At 66.7% G+C, this 20,660-nt stretch carries 19 protein-coding genes; 14 read left to right on the top strand and 5 right to left on the bottom strand.

The annotated features are described in order from the left end of the window. Positions 1-37: 37 nt before the first annotated feature. Complete coding sequence (locus AC5P65_RS08750) at positions 38-1,018, bottom strand: AraC family transcriptional regulator (protein WP_021204283.1); 981 nt, start codon at positions 1,016-1,018, stop codon at positions 38-40. A 684-nt stretch (positions 1,019-1,702) separates the two neighbouring features. Here AC5P65_RS08750 and AC5P65_RS08745 point away from each other — a divergent pair. From AC5P65_RS08745 to AC5P65_RS08685, 13 genes are all read left to right on the top strand, one after another. Beyond that, positions 1,703-1,894, top strand: a complete 192-nt coding sequence (locus AC5P65_RS08745) for a Flp family type IVb pilin (RefSeq protein WP_021204284.1) — start codon at positions 1,703-1,705, stop codon at positions 1,892-1,894. A 67-nt stretch (positions 1,895-1,961) separates the two neighbouring features. Continuing rightward, the gene (locus AC5P65_RS08740) at positions 1,962-2,507 is read left to right on the top strand and encodes an A24 family peptidase (RefSeq protein ID WP_058982314.1); all 546 of its coding nucleotides are present in this window, start codon (positions 1,962-1,964) and stop codon (positions 2,505-2,507) included. Continuing rightward, a complete protein-coding gene (locus tag AC5P65_RS08735; protein WP_021204286.1) occupies positions 2,504-2,980 on the top strand; it encodes a TadE/TadG family type IV pilus assembly protein in 477 nt (158 codons plus the stop codon). Before AC5P65_RS08740 ends, AC5P65_RS08735 begins: the two co-directional genes overlap by 4 nt. Before the next feature lie 23 nt (positions 2,981-3,003). Next, positions 3,004-4,041, top strand: a complete 1,038-nt coding sequence (gene cpaB / locus AC5P65_RS08730) for a Flp pilus assembly protein CpaB (RefSeq protein ID WP_111098142.1) — start codon at positions 3,004-3,006, stop codon at positions 4,039-4,041. A gap of 18 nt (positions 4,042-4,059) precedes the next feature. Further along, the gene (locus AC5P65_RS08725; RefSeq protein ID WP_019659960.1) at positions 4,060-5,418 is read left to right on the top strand and encodes a type II and III secretion system protein family protein; all 1,359 of its coding nucleotides are present in this window, start codon (positions 4,060-4,062) and stop codon (positions 5,416-5,418) included. A gap of 27 nt (positions 5,419-5,445) precedes the next feature. Beyond that, the gene (locus tag AC5P65_RS08720) at positions 5,446-6,702 is read left to right on the top strand and encodes a CpaE/TadZ family protein (protein WP_019659961.1); all 1,257 of its coding nucleotides are present in this window, start codon (positions 5,446-5,448) and stop codon (positions 6,700-6,702) included. Beyond that, entirely contained in the window at positions 6,687-8,036 is a 1,350-nt protein-coding gene (locus tag AC5P65_RS08715) for a TadA family conjugal transfer-associated ATPase (RefSeq protein ID WP_019659962.1), read from the top strand. The genes AC5P65_RS08720 and AC5P65_RS08715 overlap by 16 nt, the downstream gene beginning before the upstream one ends. Positions 8,037-8,038: 2 nt before the next feature. Next, positions 8,039-8,995 (top strand): type II secretion system F family protein, encoded by a 957-nt coding sequence (locus tag AC5P65_RS08710; RefSeq protein ID WP_019659963.1) that lies wholly within the window; start codon positions 8,039-8,041, stop codon positions 8,993-8,995. 25 nt (positions 8,996-9,020) lie between these two features. Beyond that, complete coding sequence (locus AC5P65_RS08705) at positions 9,021-9,956, top strand: type II secretion system F family protein (RefSeq protein ID WP_111098144.1); 936 nt, start codon at positions 9,021-9,023, stop codon at positions 9,954-9,956. Then, positions 9,956-10,852, top strand: coding sequence for a tetratricopeptide repeat protein (locus AC5P65_RS08700; RefSeq protein ID WP_111098145.1), 897 nt, complete (start codon positions 9,956-9,958; stop codon positions 10,850-10,852). The genes AC5P65_RS08705 and AC5P65_RS08700 overlap by 1 nt, the downstream gene beginning before the upstream one ends. Next, complete coding sequence (locus tag AC5P65_RS08695; protein WP_019659966.1) at positions 10,849-11,307, top strand: DUF3613 domain-containing protein; 459 nt, start codon at positions 10,849-10,851, stop codon at positions 11,305-11,307. Before AC5P65_RS08700 ends, AC5P65_RS08695 begins: the two co-directional genes overlap by 4 nt. Before the next feature lie 8 nt (positions 11,308-11,315). Then, complete coding sequence (locus tag AC5P65_RS08690; RefSeq protein WP_134731540.1) at positions 11,316-13,469, top strand: TadG family pilus assembly protein; 2,154 nt, start codon at positions 11,316-11,318, stop codon at positions 13,467-13,469. A 99-nt stretch (positions 13,470-13,568) separates the two neighbouring features. Then, positions 13,569-14,282: a DUF2968 domain-containing protein gene (locus AC5P65_RS08685; RefSeq protein ID WP_019659968.1), complete on the top strand. Its 714-nt coding sequence runs from the start codon at positions 13,569-13,571 to the stop codon at positions 14,280-14,282. Positions 14,283-14,349: 67 nt separating this feature from the next. Here the strand turns inward: AC5P65_RS08685 and AC5P65_RS08680 are convergent, their stop codons facing one another. Further along, positions 14,350-14,736: a hypothetical protein gene (locus tag AC5P65_RS08680; protein ID WP_111098147.1), complete on the bottom strand. Its 387-nt coding sequence runs from the start codon at positions 14,734-14,736 to the stop codon at positions 14,350-14,352. Between the two features lie 186 nt (positions 14,737-14,922). Here AC5P65_RS08680 and AC5P65_RS08675 point away from each other — a divergent pair, with 186 nt between their 5' ends. Continuing rightward, positions 14,923-15,747: an alpha/beta fold hydrolase gene (locus AC5P65_RS08675; protein ID WP_111098148.1), complete on the top strand. Its 825-nt coding sequence runs from the start codon at positions 14,923-14,925 to the stop codon at positions 15,745-15,747. A 122-nt stretch (positions 15,748-15,869) separates the two neighbouring features. Here the strand turns inward: AC5P65_RS08675 and AC5P65_RS08670 are convergent, their stop codons facing one another. The 3 genes from AC5P65_RS08670 to AC5P65_RS08660 are packed head-to-tail and all read right to left on the bottom strand — an operon-like array spanning position 15,870 to position 20,619. Next, positions 15,870-17,516, bottom strand: coding sequence for an MFS transporter (locus tag AC5P65_RS08670; RefSeq protein WP_495215503.1), 1,647 nt, complete (start codon positions 17,514-17,516; stop codon positions 15,870-15,872). Continuing rightward, positions 17,510-18,793 (bottom strand): alginate export family protein, encoded by a 1,284-nt coding sequence (locus AC5P65_RS08665; RefSeq protein ID WP_021204295.1) that lies wholly within the window; start codon positions 18,791-18,793, stop codon positions 17,510-17,512. Before AC5P65_RS08665 ends, AC5P65_RS08670 begins: the two co-directional genes overlap by 7 nt. Continuing rightward, on the bottom strand, positions 18,772-20,619 hold the full coding sequence (locus tag AC5P65_RS08660) for an amidohydrolase (protein WP_495215515.1): 1,848 nt from the start codon (positions 20,617-20,619) through the stop codon (positions 18,772-18,774). Before AC5P65_RS08660 ends, AC5P65_RS08665 begins: the two co-directional genes overlap by 22 nt. Positions 20,620-20,660 lie beyond the last annotated feature (41 nt).

Here is a 20,660-nt window from a genome sequence, read left to right as displayed (position 1 = left end):
GGCATAAATGCCGTGGAAACCCTTGCGGGACCTTGGCTCAGGCCGGCTGGCCGATCTGCGCGGGCGCGCGCATCAGGGTATCGCGCGGCAGTTCGCCGAATACCTTGCGATAATTGTCAGCGAAGCGCGAGAGGTCCCAAAGCCCGCAGCTGAGCGCGATGGCCTTCACCGAGCGGCGGCTGGAATCGGCCATCGACAGGCTCCGGCAGGCGGCACACAGGCGCAGCATGGAGAGGTACCGGTTCGGCGAAGTGCCGAACAGGTCCTCGAATGCATAACGCAGGCCGCGCTCGCTGACGCCAGCGGCATCGCAGATTTCATTCATGTAGATGTTGCGGCGCAGGTTGAGCCGCATGAAATTCTCGGCACGCTGAGCAATCAGATAATGTGTGCGCCGCGCACGGCTGCAGCCCGGGCGGTCGGCGGTACCCGCGCCCAGCAGTGCCTGCACATGCTCATGCAGCAGCCGCTCGGCTTCTTCCGGCTGCAGGCCGGAACCCTGCCCCAGCTGCAGGTGCAGCTGCTGATAATGGCGCGCCAACGGCGCTGCTTCGTTGGCCAGGCTGAACAACGAGAGTGCCTGCCCAGCCGGTGGCGTGCTGCGCAGGCTCAGTTCGGTCAGCTTGCGCTGCACGCGCGCCGCCGGCACCAGCATCAGCGTCATGTGCGTGCCCGGGCTCAGGGTGAACTCGCTGATGCCCTCCGGCATCACGGTCAACGCCATACCCGCCGCAAGCGGTACACCATGGCACCAGCTCAGCGTCTCATCGGTGGCGTGCAGATAGCCGAGCATCGCCCAGTCCGGCGGCAGCATGAATCGTCCACGGCAATGGAATCCACAGCTGATGCTGCAGAACAACGCCTCCTCGTGCACGCGTGAAGCGAAGGCCGCCCGTGGCCCATTGCCATCGAGCAGTAGCAGTTCAACATCACATACACGAAGCACGCCGCTCAGCGTCGCCAGGTCGATCGACCGCAGGCCGCTGTCGTCGCTGTCTCCTACCCCACCATCGACCATGACAGTGTCGTCCCCCGATTATCCGTCGTGCGATACGGCCCCCACTGCCTGACAGGGCGCGCACCTCTCATGGAATCTCTTCCATCACCGGGATGCGCGCCGCCAACGCACGCACCCCAAAAGAAACGCGAGTACTTGAATACGAGTATGCCCGATAATTCAGCGGGGTAAACATCTGCCCCGCGTTGAACAGGATGGATACAGACGTGAAAATCATGCTGACGTGATTGGCACAGTTCTCGCATTCGACTGAAACCAAAATCACATTATCTGCACGTCGATGAATCGTTGTGCGAGCTAACGGATTTCCGTCACAGAACCCGCGTGAAAAATTAAGGACCGAAGGGATTCTGCCGAATTTGCATATAGGTTCCGGTTGCAGCCGGCCGCCATTCAGGCAAAGTCGATAACACGGTGATCCGGTCTTTGATAATGACCGCACCCAGGGGGACAGCATGACCATGCACGTATCGCTCGACACGTCGACCACCGGCCCCGCGCCGCGCGGTCGCGGTTGTGCGAACGGCGTCCCGCCTGGAAGCGATCACCCTGCTTGAGCACAGCGGGTCCATCCCGCCTTGCCTCCTCCGCCAGGACGTGCGGAGGTCCACGGACGATCCCGGCGGAGCCGGGCCACCGCCCAACAGGTGTCCTGTAGCAGACAGGTAGAGGGAGACAATCGTCATGAACGCATCGATCCGCAAGTTCCTGAAGGAAGAAGATGGTGTCACCGCGCTCGAGTACGGGCTGCTGGCCGCTGTGATTGCGGGAGTGCTGATCGCACTGGGCAGTACGCAGATCCAGACATTCTTCAGCACGCTCTTTGAGAATCTCACCAAGCTTGCCAACAAGGCTTCAGGCAGCACGCCCGCCTGAGCCGCCTCCTGGATTGGATCAGGGACAGCAACTGCTGAGCGTCCACTGACGGGCGACGGAGTGTGCGATGACACTGCTGGGTTTATTGGCCATCGGCGTATGCCTGCGGATCGCGATCAGCGATCTGTACGCCCGGCGGGTGCCCAACGCCTGGCTGCTGTCCGCATGCGCGATCACCGTTGTCGTGCTCATCGCCGGACAGTTCAACGCGCCGCGCCTGCCGTGGGCTTCCCACGTTGCCGGCGCGGCGCTCGGCCTGGTCGCATTGCTGCCGTTCCATGCGTTGCGCTGGATGGGCGCCGGGGATGTCAAGTTCTTTTCCGTGCTGGGATTGATGCTGGGCTGGCAGACACTGCTGCCGATCTGGATCGCGGCCAGCCTCGCAGCGGGCGCACATGCCGCGTTGGTGCTGGCGTCACGCCGGGTGGGTCCAGTACTGCCCATCGGCCTGCAAGCCCAGCTGAACCGGGCCAGTTCGCAGTGGCATTCACACCCGGCGCTGCGCGACATGCAGAACGCCCGCCAGGGACGCCATGGCATTCCCTATGCAGCCTACCTGGCCGTGTCGGCCATCGCCTGGATCCTCATCACTACGTATGGAGGTGTGCCATGAACACCCCCAACCCGCACCGGCAACGTGGTGCAGCCAGCATCGAGTTCGCCTTGATGCTCATGCTGGGCCTGCTGCCACTGCTGCTGTTTACGTTCTCCGGCGTGATGATCATGGCGGCCCAGCAGACGCTGGCAACCGCTTCGGCCGAGGGTGCGCGCGCATCGCTGCGCTATGGCAGCGCCAATGAACGTCGTACCGCGGCGTGTATTGCGGCGCGCAGCTCGATGCAGTGGCTGCTGAACTTCTCCGGGCAGTCCGTCGACTGCAGCAATGGGGGAAGCAACGCCATCCTGGTTTCCGCGCAGGCGCCCTGCGCCGGACTGGCCAGCGCCCAGTGCATGACCGTGACCGTCAGCTACGACTACGCAAGCCATCCCTTCCTGCCCGGCACCGCCACGCTCTACAAGTGGGTAATGCGGGCTCCCATCCGCAGCGTGGCGGTCGCGCAACTCGACCTCGGCAGCGGCAACTGACGATCGCTACAGGAGACGGTTCCATGCTCAAGTTGACCCGCATCGCCGCCGTCGCCCTGATCGGGTTGGCCGTGCTGCTGGCGGTCATCGCCCTGATGATCGGGCGCAGGCAAGCCGCGCCGGCCACGGTTGCCCCGGCCGCGCAGAGCGAAGCCCAAGCAATCACCGTGGTAGAGGCGGTGGCGCGACTGCCGGCCGGCGAACCCATTTCTGCCAATGGACTGCGCCTGGCGCAGCGCAGCGCCCCGATTGCCGGTGCCGCCTCCAGCATTTCCGCCGTGGTGGGAAAGGTGCCGGTGCAGGACATTGCCGAAGGCACGGCAATCAGCAGCAATGCGCTTGCGCAGGGATTCTCGCTGCAGCTGCGCCCCGGAGAGCGCGCACTCGCGGTACCGGTTGACGAGTTGGTGGGTGCCGGCAACCGCATCGTGCCGGGCGATTTTGTCGACGTGTTCCTCAACCTGCGCAACGCCCAACCCAACGCCAGCGGGCCGGCCGATGCAGCACAGACGCGCCTGCTGTTGTCGCGCCTGCGCGTGCTCAGCTATGGCCAGCAGGACATCGCCCTGGCCAACGCTGGCGCTGTCGCCAGCACTGAAGCCGATGCGCGCAACGATCCACGCGCCGCCGACATCACCGGAAGCAGCAGCACCCAGAGCACGGGCAGCGAGACCACCCAGCCGGCACGCAGCGCGGTACTGGCGGTACCGGTGGCCGACGCCAACCGGCTGTTGCTGGGTGCGCAGCAGGGCAAACTGTTCCTGGCCCTGCGCAACCCTGCCGATCCCGGCCAGCCCGATCTGGCGCTGTTCCCGCAGGCACGCGGTGTGATCGATCCGCTGCGGGGGCTGGATGCGGAACAGCAGCTTGCGCTGCAACGGCCGGAGAATCACGCCTACGCCGGCATCGACGGTGATGCATTGGCCGGCCGCAGCAACACGCCGGCCCGCAGCACCCAGGATGCCCCGGCACGCATACCCGCCCCCCGGCGCAGCGCCCCGCGCGCATCGGGTATCGAAATCATCCGAGGTGACAGCTCCGCCCCCCGTGGTTCCCTTTGACCTGCATCGAGCGCATCCATGACCGAACGTCGCCGCAGTCCACGCCCTTCCCCCCGCCAGCGCTGGCTGGCCCTGCTGCTGGTGCTGCTGGCACCGGCGACGAGCGTGGCCGCCGACGACCTGGTACTGCAGACGCGCGAGCAGCGCCCCTGGCCCCTGCCGGGTGACCTGGAGCGGGTGGCCATTGCCGACCCGGGCGTGGCCGATATCGTGATGCTGCGCGGCCAGCGCCAGGCACTGCTGGTCGGCAAGGCACCGGGCACCACCACGCTCCTGCTCTGGCACCGCAAGCAGGCCGAGCCACAGCGCCTGCAGGTGCGGGTACAAAGCGCGGTGCAGGGCGCGGCCGACGCGGGCGCGAACGGACTGGTGTTCACCCAGCAGGACAATCAGGGCCTGCTGCAGGGAAGCACCGACAGTGTGCTGTCGCACATGCAGGAACAGAAGACCGCCGCGATGGCCCTGGGCAAGGACGGACTGCTTGCCGACGCATCGACGGTAAGCAGCGGCGGCGTCGTGCAGGTCGAGGTCAAGGTGGTCGAATTCAACAAGACCGCTCTGAAGCAGATCGGCATCAGCTTCCAGAACCGCAATGGCAGCTTCGCCTACGGATTCGCCCGCCCGGGCGGCCAGCTGCCGGGCAACACCGGCATCCTGCCCGGCATGCAGGAAGGCAACTCCAGCAACGAAGCCGAATCGCCCATTTCTTCGGCGTTCCGCCTGGTGTTCGGCTCGACCAAGGGCCTGTGGAATGCCGACGTCGACCTGCTGCAGAGCAATGGCATGGCGCGCGTGCTGGCCGAACCTACCCTCGTCGCATTGTCCGGCCAGAGCGCCAGCTTCCTTGCCGGCGGCGAGCTGCCAATCCTGGAGCCGCAGGGGCTGGGCACCACCACGATCACCTACAAGCCCTTCGGCATCGGCCTGACCGTGACACCGACGGTACTGGCGCCGAACCGCATCGCCTTGAAAGTCGCGCCGGAAGCCAGCGACCTGGACTACAGCAACGCCATCGCGCTCAATGGCGTGCAGATTCCATCGATCACCACCCGCCGCGCCGACACCACGGTCGAGCTGGGCGATGGCGAGAGCTTCGTGATCGGTGGCCTGGTCAGTTCCAACGTGGTTTCCAGCGTCGGCAAGATTCCGCTGCTGGGTGACCTGCCGGTCATCGGCTCGTTCTTCCGCAACTTCGACTACAAGCGCCAGGACAAGGAGCTGGTGATCATCGTCACGCCACGCCTGGTGAAGCCGCTGGCCCGCAACACCGAACTGCCACTGCCCGGCGACCGCGAAGCCAAGCCGCACATGCCCGAATGGGGTGCCTGGCTGCTGGGTCCAATCAGCCAGGACCCGGTACCCGGCTTCTCACGCTGATTCCATGATGCCTGCGATACCACGCCCATGCCCTACGCCACTGCCCAGCCGCTGCATCCGCAAGGACCGCCGATGAACCTGGTCCTGTACGGAATGGATCGCGAACTGCTGCCCCGGCTGGCGGCCAAACTGCCGCCGACCACCACCCTGCACTGGCAGGACAGCAGCGCCCCGACCTCCGCCCAGGACCTGCACCGCGGGCCGCAGAACCTTGTGCTGCTCGACTTCCGCCCCGAGCATGCCGCCGCCTCCAGCGTGCTGGCGCAGCAACTGCAACAGACAGAACCGGACCTCGCACTGGTTGCCGTCGGTGCCACCAGTGCCGGACAGGTAGAGGGCGTCGTCATCGCACTGCGGGCGGGCCTGCGTGACGTACTGGACCTGGACAGCGACAACGCCGGTGTCGAGGCCGCACTGCGTCGTGCCCTGTCACCACGACCAGCTGCCGCCGCGCAACACGCGCACAAGGCGCGCCTGATCGTCCTGCTGGGCGTGCGCGCCGGGGTCGGCACCAGTACGATGGCCGCGCACCTTTCGGTGCTGGCACAGCAGACCCGTGCGCTGGCACAGGGCGAGGCAGTGCAGCAGGACGGCCTGCTGATGGAACTGGCCCAGCCTTCGGGTGACCTTGCGCTGTACCTCAACCTGGACAGCCGCTTCCATTACGAAGACGCGCTGCGCAACGCCAGCCGCATCGACGCCACCCTCGCCCGCACGGCCATGGCCCGGCACGATTCCGGGCTGGTGCTGCTGGACCGCGCCAGCGGAAGCGACGCGGTGCCGCCTTCCGATCCGGGTGCGCTGCTGCAGCGCCTGCGCACCGTGTTCGCCAGCGTGCTGTGTGATGCCGGCGGCTGCCCGGTGCGCCAGCTGCCACCGCTGCTGCTGGACCAGGCCGACGAGATCTGGCTGGTCACAGATGCCTCGATCGCCACGCTGGTGTCGCTCGATCAGGCACTGAAGCACCTTGCCGGGCAACGCGAACGCGAGAAGCGGCTGCAGCTGGTGATCAACCGCCACGATGACAGCAGCGGAATGAGCCCGGAGCAGATTGCGCGCCGCTTCGAGGTGCCCCTGCTGGCCACGCTTCCCGAGCGCCCCCGCGTGCGCCTGTCAGCGAGCCAGGGCCACCTGCTGCTGCAGGATGCGCCGCGTGACCCCTATCTGCGTGCCCTCGCCCCACTGGTTTCGCGCCTGGACCCGGCCGCTTGCCGGGTGCAGGCGCAGGGCCTGCGGGAAAGACTCTCCCTTGCCCTGGGTGGATCGCAATGGAAGACAAGGTAACCCCTTTCCCGCATGCCGTTGCCCGGCCGGTGCTGCCCGAAAGCACGCCGGGCCATCAGCCGTTCGCGCAGACCGAGCAGTACCAGAAGGTGCTGTCGGCAGCGCATGAGCACCTGCTCAACAGCATCGAGGACGAGCGCATCGACATCGATTCCTGGGCGCCCGACACCATCGCCCGCTGGGTGCAGGTGCAGACGGTGGGCTTCATCCAGGAGTGGCGCATCCCGATCAACGAAGAAGAGATGCAGGTGGTCGCCGACGGCCTGGTCAAGGAGCTGACCGGCTTTGGCCCGCTGGACGACCTGCTGCACGACCCGTCCATCGAAGACATCCTGATCAACGGTTTCAAGGATGTGCATGTTTCCCAGGGTGGCCAGCTCAAGCGGGCCACCCAGCGATTCACCGACGATACGCACCTGCTGCGCATCCTGCGACGTATCCTGGCCCCGCTCGGGCGCCGCCTGGATGACTCCAACCCGATGGTCGATGCGCGTTTGCCCAACGGCGGCCGTCTCAACGCGATCATCTCGCCGCTGGCCGTGGACGGACCGATGGTGTCCATCCGCAAGTTCCGCAAGGATCCATTCACTCCCGATGAACTGCTGGCCAAGGGCACCTTCGACGAACCGATGCACGCCCTGCTGAAGGCGATGGTGCTGGGCCGCTGCAACATCCTGGTATCCGGCGGCACCAGCTCCGGCAAGACCTCGCTGCTGAACGCCCTGGCCAGCTACGTCCCCGCGAACGAGCGCGTGATCACCGTCGAGGACACCGCAGAACTTTCGCTCAACCACCCGCATGTGGTCCGCCTGGAAAGCCGCATCGGTGGCGCCGAAGGCCATGGCGCGGTGAGCATCCGCGATCTGGTCCGCAACAGCCTGCGCATGCGCCCTGATCGCATCGTGGTGGGCGAGGTGCGTGGCGCCGAGGTGCTGGAAATGCTGCAGGCCATGAACACCGGCCACGACGGTTCGATGGCCACCATCCACGCCAATTCACCACGCGACTGCCTGTACCGGATCGAGATGCTTGCTGGATTTGCCGGCTTCCAGGGCAGCGAGGACAGCCTGCGCCGGCAGATCGCCAGTGCCATCGACTTCATCGTGCAGATCTCGCGCCTGGGCAGCGGCCGCCGCGTGCTGGTATCGATCACCGAGATCACCGGTGTCAGCGACAACCTGATCACCACCCAGGAAATGTTCCGCCACGAACTGCAGATCGACGGCAACGGCAAAGAGATCGATCGCTGGGTCGGACTGGGCTTCCATCCACACTCGCACAAGCTGGAGCCGTTCCGCCAACAGCTGCGCGAATCGCTCTACGGAGACTTCTGAGCATGGGAACCGGCGCGCTGCTGGGCATGTTGAGCATCATCGCGGTGCTGCTGGCGCTGGCAGCCTGGCTGTGGGGCACGGCCAGCAGCCGTGAACAACGCCAGGTTTCAATGCGGCACGCCGAGCAGCAGCTTTCGCGCGGAAGCGCCACGGGCGGGGCACCCGCCGGTCCGTCCGTCACCGCTGCCAACGATCCGGCGCGGCCCGCCAGCACCGGGCGCCGCGTGCTGCCGCTGGATGGCCTGCTGCAGCGCGCAGGGCTGCAGACCGGTTGGAAAATCCCCATCATGCTGCTGGTACCGGGGCTGGTACTGTCGGTGGTAGCGATGGCGCGGCTGGGCACCGCGTGGATGTTTCCGCTGACCCTGCTGCTGTACCTGCTTGGCTGCTGGCTGTGGGTGATGCGGCGGACCACGAAGCTGCGTGCGCAACTGCTGCATCAGCTGCCGGACTTCCTCGACAACCTGGTGCGGCTGACTGCACTAGGCAACAGCCTGCAGGCCGCGTTCCAGGTTGCGTCGATGCAGACCAGCGCGCCGTTGCGCGGGCTGCTGGACACCACGGTGCGCTTTGCGCGCAGCGGCATGGAGTTGGACCGTGCACTCGCGCAGGCCGCGCAACCCTATCGCATGGAGGTGCTGAAGGTGTTGTCGGTGGTGATCGGTGTCAGCGTGCGCATCGGCGGGCGCTCCGACCAGATCCTGCAGCGCATGGGTGATTTCATGCGCGACCTGGAACAGGCGCAGCAGGAGCTTTCGGCGACGACCTCCGAGACACGCATGTCTGCGTGGGTGCTGGGCCTGCTGCCACCGGCCTGCGCGGTGCTGATGGCGATCGCCAGCCCGGACTTCTTCCAGCCGGTGCTGCACGATCCGCTTGGCCACAAGATCCTGCTGCTTGCACTGGGCATGGAGCTTGTCGGCGGCTTCCTGCTGTATCGCCTGGCCAAATCGCTATGAACCCCCGCCCCGCCGGAGACGACCGATGAGCGCCAGCGTCTGGTTCGCCCTCTCCCTGCTCGTGCTGGCTGCCGGCATCGCCCTGCTGGGTATCGGCGGCTGGATACGCAGCCATCGTGAGCAGCGTACAACGGCCACGTTGAAGACCGCCCTGCAGCCGCGCGAGACGTCCCGTGACACCGAACCTGCACGGCACGATTCGCTGGGCTGGCTCGAACGCTTCGGCCGTGCCCTCAGCGGCGGCCGCCTGGAAACGGTATTGCTGGCCAATGAAGATCGGCTGCTGTTGGATCTGGCCGGGTGGAACACCCGTCGCGGTACGGCCATCTACCTCGGCCTGCGCCTGCTGCTGGCCGTGCTGGTGCTGGCACTGGTGCTGACATTCAGCAGCGTCACCGGGCTGGCCAGGATCATGGTGATCATCGGTGCCTTGGCCGCTGGACTGCTGTTGCCCAAATTCGTTCTCTCTTCCTGGGTGAAGCGGCTCCGGCGTGCAGTCGAAACCGAGCTGCCGCTGCTGGTCGACCTGCTGCGCCTGCTGCAGGGCGTAGGCTTCAGCATGGACCAGAGCCTGCAGACGCTCGGCGACAAGCTTCGCGATGCATTGCCGGTACTCGGCAGCGAACTTCAGGAGGCCAATGTCGCCTATACCCATGGCCGCACGCGCGCGCAGTCCCTGCGGCGGCTGAGCGAGGTCTATGCCGACGATGACCTGACCAGCCTGATGCAGCTGATCCTGCAGGTGCATGCCCATGGCGGTGCGGTGCAGGAGCCCTTGCGGCAGTTCAGCCTCCGCCTGCGTGAGCAGCGTCGCAACACGTTGAAGGAAAAGGTCGGCAAGCTCTCGGTGAAGATGACCGTGGTGATGATGCTGACCCTGCTGCCAGCGTTGATGCTGGTGCTCGCCGGGCCGGCGCTGGTCGCGCTGGCCACTACCCTGTCCAAGATGGGATCGCCCTGATGCCTGCCCTGCGCACTTCCTGCCTGATTGTTGCCCTGGCCGCCGTTGCCGGCGCCAGCGGCTGTGCATCGACCACACCGAAGTACCTGCGCGCGCCCAGCCTGGCCGCGCCCGAACCGGCGCCGCAGGACAGCCGCAATGCCTACCTGGAACTGATCGAACGCATGCAGCAGCAAGGCGCATGGTATGCCTCGCTCGCCCACGTCGACGCCTTCCGTCAGCGCTACGGCGATCCGCCGGCATTGCGTCTGCTGCAGGCCGACGCGCTGCGCGAGACCGGCCAGGCCGATGCCGCGATCGCACTGTACCGCGCGCTTTCCAGCGGCCCCCAGGCCGCCGCGGCCGCACATGGCCTGGGCCTGATTGCCGCGCGCCGCGACGACGACGCCGGCAGTGAGCAGGCACTGGCGCGGGCGACCGAGCTGCAGCCATTGAATACAAGCTATCTCGGCGACCTCGGCTATGCGCGGCTGCGCGCGGGACAGTTCGAGCGCGCGCGCGAACCCCTCGCCAAGGCGCTGGAGCTGTCGCCGGGCAATGCCAAGGCCACTGCCAACCTCGCGCTGTGGGCGGTGCTGCGTGGCGACACCACCACCGCCGAACGCCTCGCCCAGCAGGCCAACCTCAACGACGAGACCCGGCTCAGCATCCAGCAGCAGGCGGCGCAGATCCGTGCCCGCCTGCAGCAACGCCAGGCCGCATCGGCCGCTGCCGCAGCCGTGCCGGCCACCGCGCGTGCTCTCGCCAGAGATGCCGTCGGCAACCCGCCCGCCGCCACGCGACTGGCGGCGGAACCACGCCGCGACAGCCGCGACGAACGCGATCCGCAGCGCCTGCCGCCCTCGATGCTGGAACGCTTCAGAGCCTCCGACCATCCGAACGGAAACACACCATGACCGCGACGCCCCTGGCCCGACGCCTGCTGCCCGCTCTGATCTGCCTGCTGCCGGCCGCCGCAGTGCAGGCGCAGCAACAGCCGCTCACCGGACAGATGCTTGGCCGCAGCACACCGGCAGCGCCGGCTGCGCAGCCGCTGCAGTCCGAGTCATTGCCCGCCGTGGACCTGGCGGCCCGGCCCGCACCAGTGCCGCAGGCGGCGCCTGCTGCAGTGGACATCACCGACGGCAACGCTGCAACCGCGCGACCCGGCCGCAGCCAGATCGGTGATACCGCGCGCAACCTGTTCCGCCTGCAGGCGTCCGGACAGCAGGCCGGGCAGCACCTGCCGATCCTCGGCGACCAGGCGACGCTGAGCTACGCACGCTACATGAAGAGCTTCGAACACGAGATCCCGGACTTCTTTGAAACCGATGTCGCCAAGTCCAAGGGATCATCCTCATCCGGACGCTGAGGTAGGCCATGAAACGCCCACGCCAGTTCAGTTTCAGCCGCCCACGGGGCGGCATGTCGATCACCATGATGCTGGTCATGCTGGCGTTGCTGGCGATGCTGGGCCTGATCGAGATCGGCTACCTGTTCTGGGCCAAGCGCGATGCGCAGAAAGTTGCTGATCTGGCCGCACTGGCCGGAGCGCAACGACTGGAGCTGTGCACCTCGGACAACAGCGACAACAGCGCTGCGCGGCACAGCGCACTCACCCAGAACACGTTCGAAGGGAGCCTGCAGATCCGCTGCGGCAACTGGAGCGCCAACCGCACCACCGCCAACCGCTTCGTCACCACCATCGATGCCAGCAACCCGCGCAATGCCGTGCAGGTCGTCGCGCAGCGCAGCGTGCTGCCGTTCTTCGGGCAGAACACCACCCTGCCCACCGTCAGCGTGGAGGCCGTGGCCCGCCGTTCCGAACCGACTGCGGTGTTCGCGGTCGGTTCGCAGCTACTGCGCACCAATGGCGACTCGGTACTGTTGTCGACCCTGCGCCTGGTCGGCCTGGATGTGACCAACGCCACCGTGCTCTCCTATGACGGCCTCGCCCAGGCCAACATCACGCCATCGGGCCTGCTCAAGGCGTTGAACATCCCGGTCAGCGCCAACCTCAGCGTGGCCGACTTCAACCGCCTGCTGTCGGTCAACAAGGTTTCGCTGGCGCAGCTGGTCGACGCCACCGCCACCGTGGTCGGCCGCGACTCCACGGTGGGCGTGCAGCTGCGCGCCCTGTCCGACCTGGTTGCCACCCAGCTGGACATCAACAAGCTCAACATCGTGCTGGGCAGCCAGTCCGGCGGCGGCGGCCTTTTCGCCGAAGTCGTCTCGCCCGACGGCACGGTCGGCAGTGCACTGGAGTCACAGATCAACGTGCTCAACCTGATCAACACTGCGATCTCCATCGCCAACGATGGCAACGGCGTGGCGGTCAAGGGGCTGGACCTGCTGGGCATCAAGATCCAGGCCGGCGTGGTCGAGCCGCCATCGATCGCCATCGGCGGTGTCGGCAGCCGCGCCTACAACGCGCAGGTAAGGCTGGTGGCAGACGTGGACAGCAACAACCTGTTCGCACTGGGGCCACTTCTGAACCTGCTGGGCACGCGCCTGCACCTGCCGCTGCATGTCGATGTCGCCAACGGAATGGGAACGCTGACCGGAATCCAGTGTGGCGCCAATCCACCCAGGGCCACCATCCAGGTGGATTCGTCGGTCCTGCGGGCCTGCGTCGGCAACGTCGATCCATCGCAGCGTTTCTCGAAGAACAATGTCTGCGACGCGACGCTGAACAACGAACAGCTGCTGAAATTGCTCGGACAACCCCTGATCAACGACAAGATCACGCTGCCGGCCCTGACCAGCTCGCAGAACCTCACCCTGGCCGCTGGCGAAACCGGCTCGACGCGCATCAATCCACTTGCTCTCGGCAACGCAGTATCCGACCTTGTCAATGAGCTGCTGCGCGTGCTGTCGGGCATGCTCAGTTCACCCAAGCAGGGCATGAGTGCCAACGACACGGCCAAGGCCCTGGCCGACCGTTACCTGCAGGCCACCTTCCCGCCGAACACCCGGTATGAGGTGGACAAGTTGATTCCACTGCTGCGCGATGGCGACGCCAGCCGGCAACTGGCACCGCTCAACAGCTGGACCGTACCCGGAGGCCTGCCCTACGCCTGTGGCCTGCTGAACCTGTCCACCTGCCACAAGGACGGTCCGGTCTGGGATGCGTTCAAGGTGACGGTCACCGGTCAAGGACTGGGCGTGCTCGATGGACTGCTCGGCTCGCTGGTGGGCGGCCTGCTGATCAACCGCTGCGACAGCCTGCTGGGCAACCTGATCGACTACAACGGCTGCGTGCGCAACAACCTGGCCTCGTACATACAGACCGCGCCGGCCGGGTTCCTTGACGGCACCGGCGGCACCGGCGTCACCAACCCCGATGGCACGGTCAGCTGCAGTGGCCTGCTGTGCACGCTGCTGAAGCCGATCCTGTCCGCCTTGCGCCCGGTCCTCAACAGCGTCGGCACCTTGCTGACCAACCTGCTGGCCAGCGTGCTGGGCCTGGAGCTGGGGCGCACCGACGTCAACGTGCAGTCGATCCAGTGCAGCGCCGCACAGCTGGTCTACTGACCCGTGACGGGCGCCCTTGGCGGCGCCCGCGCACATGCTAGACTCCCGGCGGGGAACCACTTTCATCTCAACCCACACTCATCCGTGGATGGTCTAGACATGCGAGAAACTTCAGGGGGCGCGGTCTTCGCCCGGCGCGCGTACGGCGCGGCACTGCTGGCCGTGAGCATGATGCTGGTGGCACCAGCGGCGATGGCTGCCCGTGGCGACCGCGAAGCTGCCGCAGAGCCGGCCGCTCGTAGCGCACCGGTGGTGCGCAATACCGTTGACGAGCTCAAGCAGCTGATGGATGCCCGCCAGCTGACCGAGCTGCGCACCACCTACAACGGCAATTACGGCGCCAGCCTGCTGTTCAACGCCAACACCCTGACCTACTACGTCGCCCTGTTCCAGGAGAAGAATTTCTGGCGGGTGATCAAGACTGACGCCGTCGACAACGCCGAGCGTGTCTACCGCACCTTCGCGCAACAGTCCGAGCAGCTTGCCCAGGTCTACATCGACACCACCCGCCTGGAAGCCGGCAAGCGCTATACCGAGCGCCTGGTGGCCTACAACGAGGAACGCCTGCGCACCCTGCAGCAGGAAATGGAACAGCAGCAGGCGCAGTCGGCCCAGGTCAGCGCGGCCCTGCAGCAGGCCCAGCAGCAGGCAGTCAGCCTGAGCAGCGACGTGCAGAGCACGAACAGCCAGCTGGACGCCCTGCAGCGCCGCATCCAGATCCTGCAGGCCGAACAGGGCAACCCGGAGCTGAGCCTGCCCAAACCTGACAGCGTGCCCTCGCCGGCACCGGCGACGGCCAGCGACGGTCGCTGAGGTCCGGCACCTGGCATCTGCTCTCAACGGCGCCCTTGGGCGCCGTTGTCGTTTCTGGCACCTGGATTCAACGGCACGCGTCATGCACCGCATCATCCAGCTGCCGCCGCTGTACGAAGTCCAGGCGCTTGGCCTTGGCGAGCACCTTCCCGCGTTGCTGCCGCGCGTGCTCACAGGCGGCGGGATCGGTGCTGATGGGTATCAGAGCGGCCCGCGCACGCCCCTGCTGCACCACACGCGGACGGCTTGAGGCCGAGCTCGCTGGCTTGGCCACGGTCGCACCTGTCGAAGGCGGCTCCGGCGGCACCTCCCAGCGCCATTCCGCACGCCCCTGGCACGGCGTCTGCTGGTAGACAGGATGCGGCCCGTCCACGCATTTGTAGACGTTGGTCCGGGCGTGCGCCGCCGTGGTCAGCAGCAGGCACACCCACAGGCTCCAGAACGCATTCGACATTGCAGGCTCCTCGACAGGGCAGCCGCCATCGTCAATGCCGGAACGGCTTCGTGCTAGAGCGATATGCGTCACATCCGGCGCAATCCAGCACAGCCGTGCAAGTCGCCGCTCTTGCCCTGCGCTGTACTGCCGGAGGCTCCGGCATCCACGCCGCGGCCGTCCCTCCCTTCCGCCAAGGAAACCACAATGAGCAACTTCATCACCGTCGCCGACGGCGCCCGCATCTTCTACAAGGATTGGGGTACCGGCCAGCCGATCGTGTTCGCCCACGGCTGGCCGCTGTCGTCCGATGCCTGGGACCCGCAGATGCTGTTCATGGGCCTGAACGGCTTCCGCGTGATCGCTCACGACCGTCGCAGCCACGGCCGCTCCAGCCAGACCTGGGACGGCAACAACATGGACACCTACGCCGATGACCTGGCCGCAGTGATCGAAGCACTGGACCTGAAGGATGCGATCCTGGTCGGCCATTCCACCGGTGGCGGCGAAGTCGCCCACTACATCGGCCGCCACGGCAGCAAGCGCGTGGCCAAGGTGGTGCTGGTCGGCGCGGTGCCACCGCTGATGCTGAAGACCGATGCCAACCCGGCCGGTACGCCGCTGGAGGTGTTCGACGGCATCCGCAAGGGCACGGGCGGTGACCGCTCGCAGTTCTTCAAGGACCTGACCACACCGTTCTTCGGTGCCAACCGCGATGGCAATACCGTCACCCAGGGCATGCGTGATGCGTTCTGGCTGCAGGGCATGCTCGGTGGCGTCAAGGGCCAGTACGACTGCGTGCACGAATTCTCGGAAGTGGACTACACCGAAGACCTGAAGAAGATCGACGTGCCGGCGCTGGTGGTACACGGCGATGACGACCAGATCGTGCCGTTCGATGCTTCGGCCAAGCTGTCCTCGCAGATCATCAAGGACGCCGAGCTGAAGGTGTACACCGGCGCGCCGCATGGCCTGACCATCACCCACGCCGACCAGTTCAACGCCGACCTGCTGGCGTTCGCACGCAAATGATGTCCCGCGGTGGCGCCCCAGGGCGCCGCCGCTCCTTCGGTAGTGCCGGCCGCTGGCCGGCAACCCGATCATCCATCGTGATCACGCGCAGCCGGCCAGCGGCCGGCTCTACCACCTGCGGGTCAGATGTCGGTGTGGTGATGCGGCACGGCGGCAGGCAGCGGGTCATGCCCACCCACGAAGTGACGTACCACCGGTGCGCGCTCACCGCGATGCAGTTCCCGCAGCACTTCCTGGATCGCCTTGTCGTCGGCGGTGATGCGCTCGTGCTGGCGCAGGTGCTCCAGCCACGACGGGGTCACGAAATACTCCAGGTGGATGCCCGGGCTGGCCACATCCTCGACCACGCCCCAGACCACGGCCCCATCGCGGCGGCGGATCGTGCCCAGCGCGCGCATCTGCGCCTGGAACGCGGCACGATCAGCATCGTCGATGCGGTACTCGATGGTGACCAGCACCGGGCCGCGATCATTCGACACCGGCACCGACAGCTCTGGTGCCGGCCAGTGCCCGGCCGGACGCAGGTTCAGGTCTTCGGTACCGGCGATGCGCACACGCCACACCAGCAATCCGCCGATCACCGCACCTGCGGCAGCCACCAGCAGCGCCAGCTCCGGCGAGGTGCGCTGTGCGAGCGCGCCCCAGCTCAGGCCACCGGCCGCCATGCCAGCGGAGAACACCATGATGTACAGCGCCAGTGCACGCGCACGTACCCATGCCGGAACCGCAGTCTGCGCAGCGATCTGCAGCGACGACAGCACGGTGATCCACGCAAATCCATTGACCAGCATCACCGCCGGAAGCACGTACCAGCTGCGGGTCAGCGCCAGCCCGACCAGGCTCAGGGCCAGCGACAAGGTCGCCAGCAGTACCAACAGGTCACGATCCAGCTGCGCACGCAGCTTCGGCAGCAGCAGCGCACCGCCCAATGCGCCGATGCCGATGCAGCCCAGCAGCATGCCGTACTGCCCCGCCCCGCCATGCATCTGCCCACGCACCACCACCGGCAACAGCGCGTTCATCGCCGCGGCAAAGAAGAAGAAGCCGACCGACTTGATCAGCACAGCCTGCAGCCGCCCGGCGCGGCTGGCGTAACGCAGGCCCGCCTTCAAGCCGGCACCGAAACCTTCCGGTGGCAGCCTGGACTGCTTGGGATCACGCGTCCAGCCCCACACGACGAACAGCATCGCGGCGAAGGTGATGGCGTTGAAGCCGAATGCCCACACCGCACCCAGCTGCGCCACGATCACGCCACCAATGGCCGGGCCGATCGAGCGCGCGATGTTGATGCCGATCGAGTTCAGCGCCACCGCCGAGGCCAGCATCGGCTGCGGTACCAGCTCGGAGACAATGGCGGCCTGCGCGGGCATTGCCATCGCCGCACCACAGCCCATGCAGAAGGTCAGCAGCACCAGCAACTGCGGGGTCAGCATGTCCATCGCAGTCAGCGCCGCCATCGCTGCCGCGACCAGCAGCATCCAGCCCTGGGTCGCCAGCAGGTACCTGCGGCGATCAACGATGTCGGCCAGCGTTCCGGCGGCCAGCGCCAGCAGCACGATCGGCACAGTGGTGGCCGACTGCACCAGGGCCACCATCAACGGCGAACCGGTGCGTTCGGCCATCACCCAGGCGGCGGCTACATCATTGACCCAGGTGCCGATGTTGCTGGCCAGGATTGCCAGCCAGATCGAACGGAACATCTGGATCTTCAGCGGGGACCAGGCGCCTGCGGCCTGTGTGGAGTGTTGCGACGCGGTTGCGTTCACCATTGCCATGCTCCAACGATCGAGGCGAACAGCGTGTCCTGGCCTCCGGCCTGCTTCAGTGCAGGACCGGCGTCGACCCAGGCCAGCTGCAGCTGCCATTGCCAGTGTTTGCTGGCCTGCCAGCGGGTTTCAGATTTGTACTGGGTGCCGATGCGGCGCGCGCCACCGGCGCTCCCCGGCAACGCCAGCAGCGGTGCCGGTGTGGTGTAGACCGCATCGGCACGACGCTGCTTCCACGCCATCTGTACGCCCAGTTCCGTGGTCACCGCATGATGCAGGCGCAGGGTCAGGGTCGGTTGCAGGTCCATCAGGTTGGCCGGGGCCAGCAGGCTGGCCTCGCTGAAGTAGGCCGATTTAGGGAACAGTGCATTGAAGGTTCCCAGGCGGCCGTCATGCAGCTTGCCGTCGCCACTGGCGATATCCGCCTTCAGCCCCAGCCTCGGTTGCAGCGGCCGCTCGGTCCAGCGCCAGCCGGTGTCGGTGGCGAGCGTCCAGGCGCGGACATCCAGCGTGCCGGCAACCGTCTGCAGTTCACCGCCCTGCGCCACCAGCTCACTGTTCCAGTCCAGCAGACCTGACTGGCCGAACCAGCGCGCACCGAGTGTCTGCCGGCGCTCGGTACCGGAGCCCGCCGCAAAGCGCGCGCCTTCACGACGGTAGTCCAGCAGGTACAGATCCCATTGCCCTGGGCCACGACCCCGCGCGGTGGTCGCATACGCGCCCCACAGGTGGGCACCGCGTTCGCCGCGGTCATCAAAGGCGCCGGGTCGGTTCTCCAGCGGTCGCAGCGCCATCAGGTCCAGCGTGCCGAGGCGGCCTTTCCAGCCTGCACGGGCGCCATCGAATGCCAGCCGGATGTTCGGCCCATCGCGCACCGACAACAGCCGCGAACTGCCATAGCCGGCTTCCTGCCGACCGAGTTGCAGATGGAACCCACCGCGCTGCCAGCGCCAGTAGGCCTGCTGCACGTCCAACGCGCCACTGTCGGTACGGCCCGGGCCGCCTGCCTTGCCATTCTCGGCATGCACGCCCAGCTGCAGCCGTGCCTGCCAGTTGTCCTCGACATAGGTGGCCGACGCCAGTGCACGCAGCAGGCCGTAGCCGTCTTCACTGCCGCCGATACCGAATCGGGCCGGGTCGTAGTACATCCCCCTGAGGCGCAGCGAGGCGTCCCATTGCAGTTGCCCGCCGCCCACGTCGGTGCAGCGGCCGGTGTCACAAGCCAGCGCCATCCATGGCATGGCCAGCAGCGCCAGGCTCAGAACGCGAAGCACGAGCATCCCATCGCACCCCAGAAGGCGCTCAGGTCGTCAGTGGGCGCCGCATGCAGCGCGGCATGGCCGTGAGCACCATGCGTACTGCAGGCCACACCGTGATGGTGGCGATGCGCGGCGGCCAATCCGTTGGCGGCGCCGCCAACGTGGTAGCCACCGAAGCGGTTGACCGGCGACCAGTCCGGCATCGCCGGTGGCAGCTGCGGCGCCAGGCCGGCGTAATCCCCGTCGGCATGCACGATGCGGCCGCCGACCACGGTCAGCAGGCTGGTGATGTCGGCGATCTGCGCGTCATCAACGCGGAAGAAGTCGGCCGAGAGCAGGATGAAATCAGCCAGGCGGCCAGCTTTCAGCGTGCCCTTCACCGCTTCGTCGCCGGAGAACCAGGCACTGCCCTGCGTCCACAGGCGCAACGCCTGCTCGCGTTCGAGCAGGTTCTCCTCGCCATACAGCGCCAGGCCGCCCACGGTGCGCCCGGTCGCCAGCCAGGACAACGCCACCCACGGGTTGTAGCTGGCCACGCGGGTGGCATCGGTACCGGCGCCGACCGGTACACCTTCGGCCAGCATGCGCTTGACCGGCGGCGTATGCCGCGCAGCCTGTACGCCATAGCGCTCGACGAACGCCTCGCCCTGGTAGGCCATGCGGTGCTGCACGGCGATACCGCCACCCAGCGCACGGATGCGCTCGATGTTGCGTGGGGTGATGGTCTCGGCGTGGTCGATGAACCAGTGCAGGCCATCGAACGGCACCTCGCGGTTGACCTGTTCGTACACGTCCAGGATGCGCGTGATGCTCTCGTCGTAGGTGGCGTGGATGCGGAAGGGCCAGCGCTTCTCGACCAGCAGCTTCACCACGTCGTGCAGTTCCGGCTCCAGCTCCGGCGGCAGTTCCGGGCGCGGCTCGTTGAACAGTTCGAAGTCGGCGGCGGAGAACACCAGCATCTCGCCCGCGCCGTTGTGGCGCAGCAGGTCATCGCCCTGGCGCGGCTGCAGGATCTCGCTCCAGCCACGGAAGTCATCCGCCTCCTTCCCCTTGTTCTGGGTGAACAGGTTGTAGGCGATGCGCACTGTCAGCTGGTCATCGCGATGCAGCTGCTCGATGACCTGGTAGTCCTCGGGGTAGTTCTGGAAGCCACCGCCGGCGTCGATCACCGAGGTGACGCCCAGCCGGTTCAGTTCGCGCATGAAGTGGCGCGTCGAATTGGCCTGGTACTCGATCGGCAGGCGTGGCCCCTTGGCCAGCGTGGCGTACAGGATCAACGCATTCGGCTTGGCCAGCAGCAGCCCGGTCGGGTTGCCCAGCGAATCGCGCACGATCTGCCCGCCCGGCGGATCCGGCGTGTCCTTGCTGTAGCCGCACGCACGCAGCGCGGCGCGGTTGAGCAGCGCGCGGTCGTACAGGTGCAGCAGGAACACCGGCGTATCCGGCGCGATGTCGTTGAGCTCCTGCAGGGTCGGCAGGCGCTTCTCGTTGAACTGCGCGGCAGTGAAGCCACCAACCACGCGCACCCACTGCGGTGCGGGCGTGCGGTCGACCTGGGCCTTCAGCATGTCCAGTGCGTCGCCCAGCGAACGCAGGCCGTCCCAGCGCAGTTCCAGGTTGTAGTTCAGGCCACCGCGGATCAGGTGGGTATGGCTGTCGTTGAGGCCAGGCAGCAGGCGCCTGCCCTGCGCGTCGATCAGCGTCGCTTCATTGCCCCAGCCGCGCATGATCTCCTCGTCGCTGCCGACGGCAACGATGCGCCCTTCCTGCACGGCCAGCGCCTGTGCATGCGGCTGCTGTGGGTCAAGGGTGGTGATGCGGGCATTGCGGATGACCAGCGTGCTCATGCGACGCTCCTTGGAAGTGGAATCGAGTGCGGCACCGGCGC

The organism is Stenotrophomonas sp. YJH_SMC_48-3, assembly GCF_059369375.1.
Note: the sequence above shows the minus strand (reverse complement) of the source record. Positions and strands in the feature narration are given on the sequence as shown.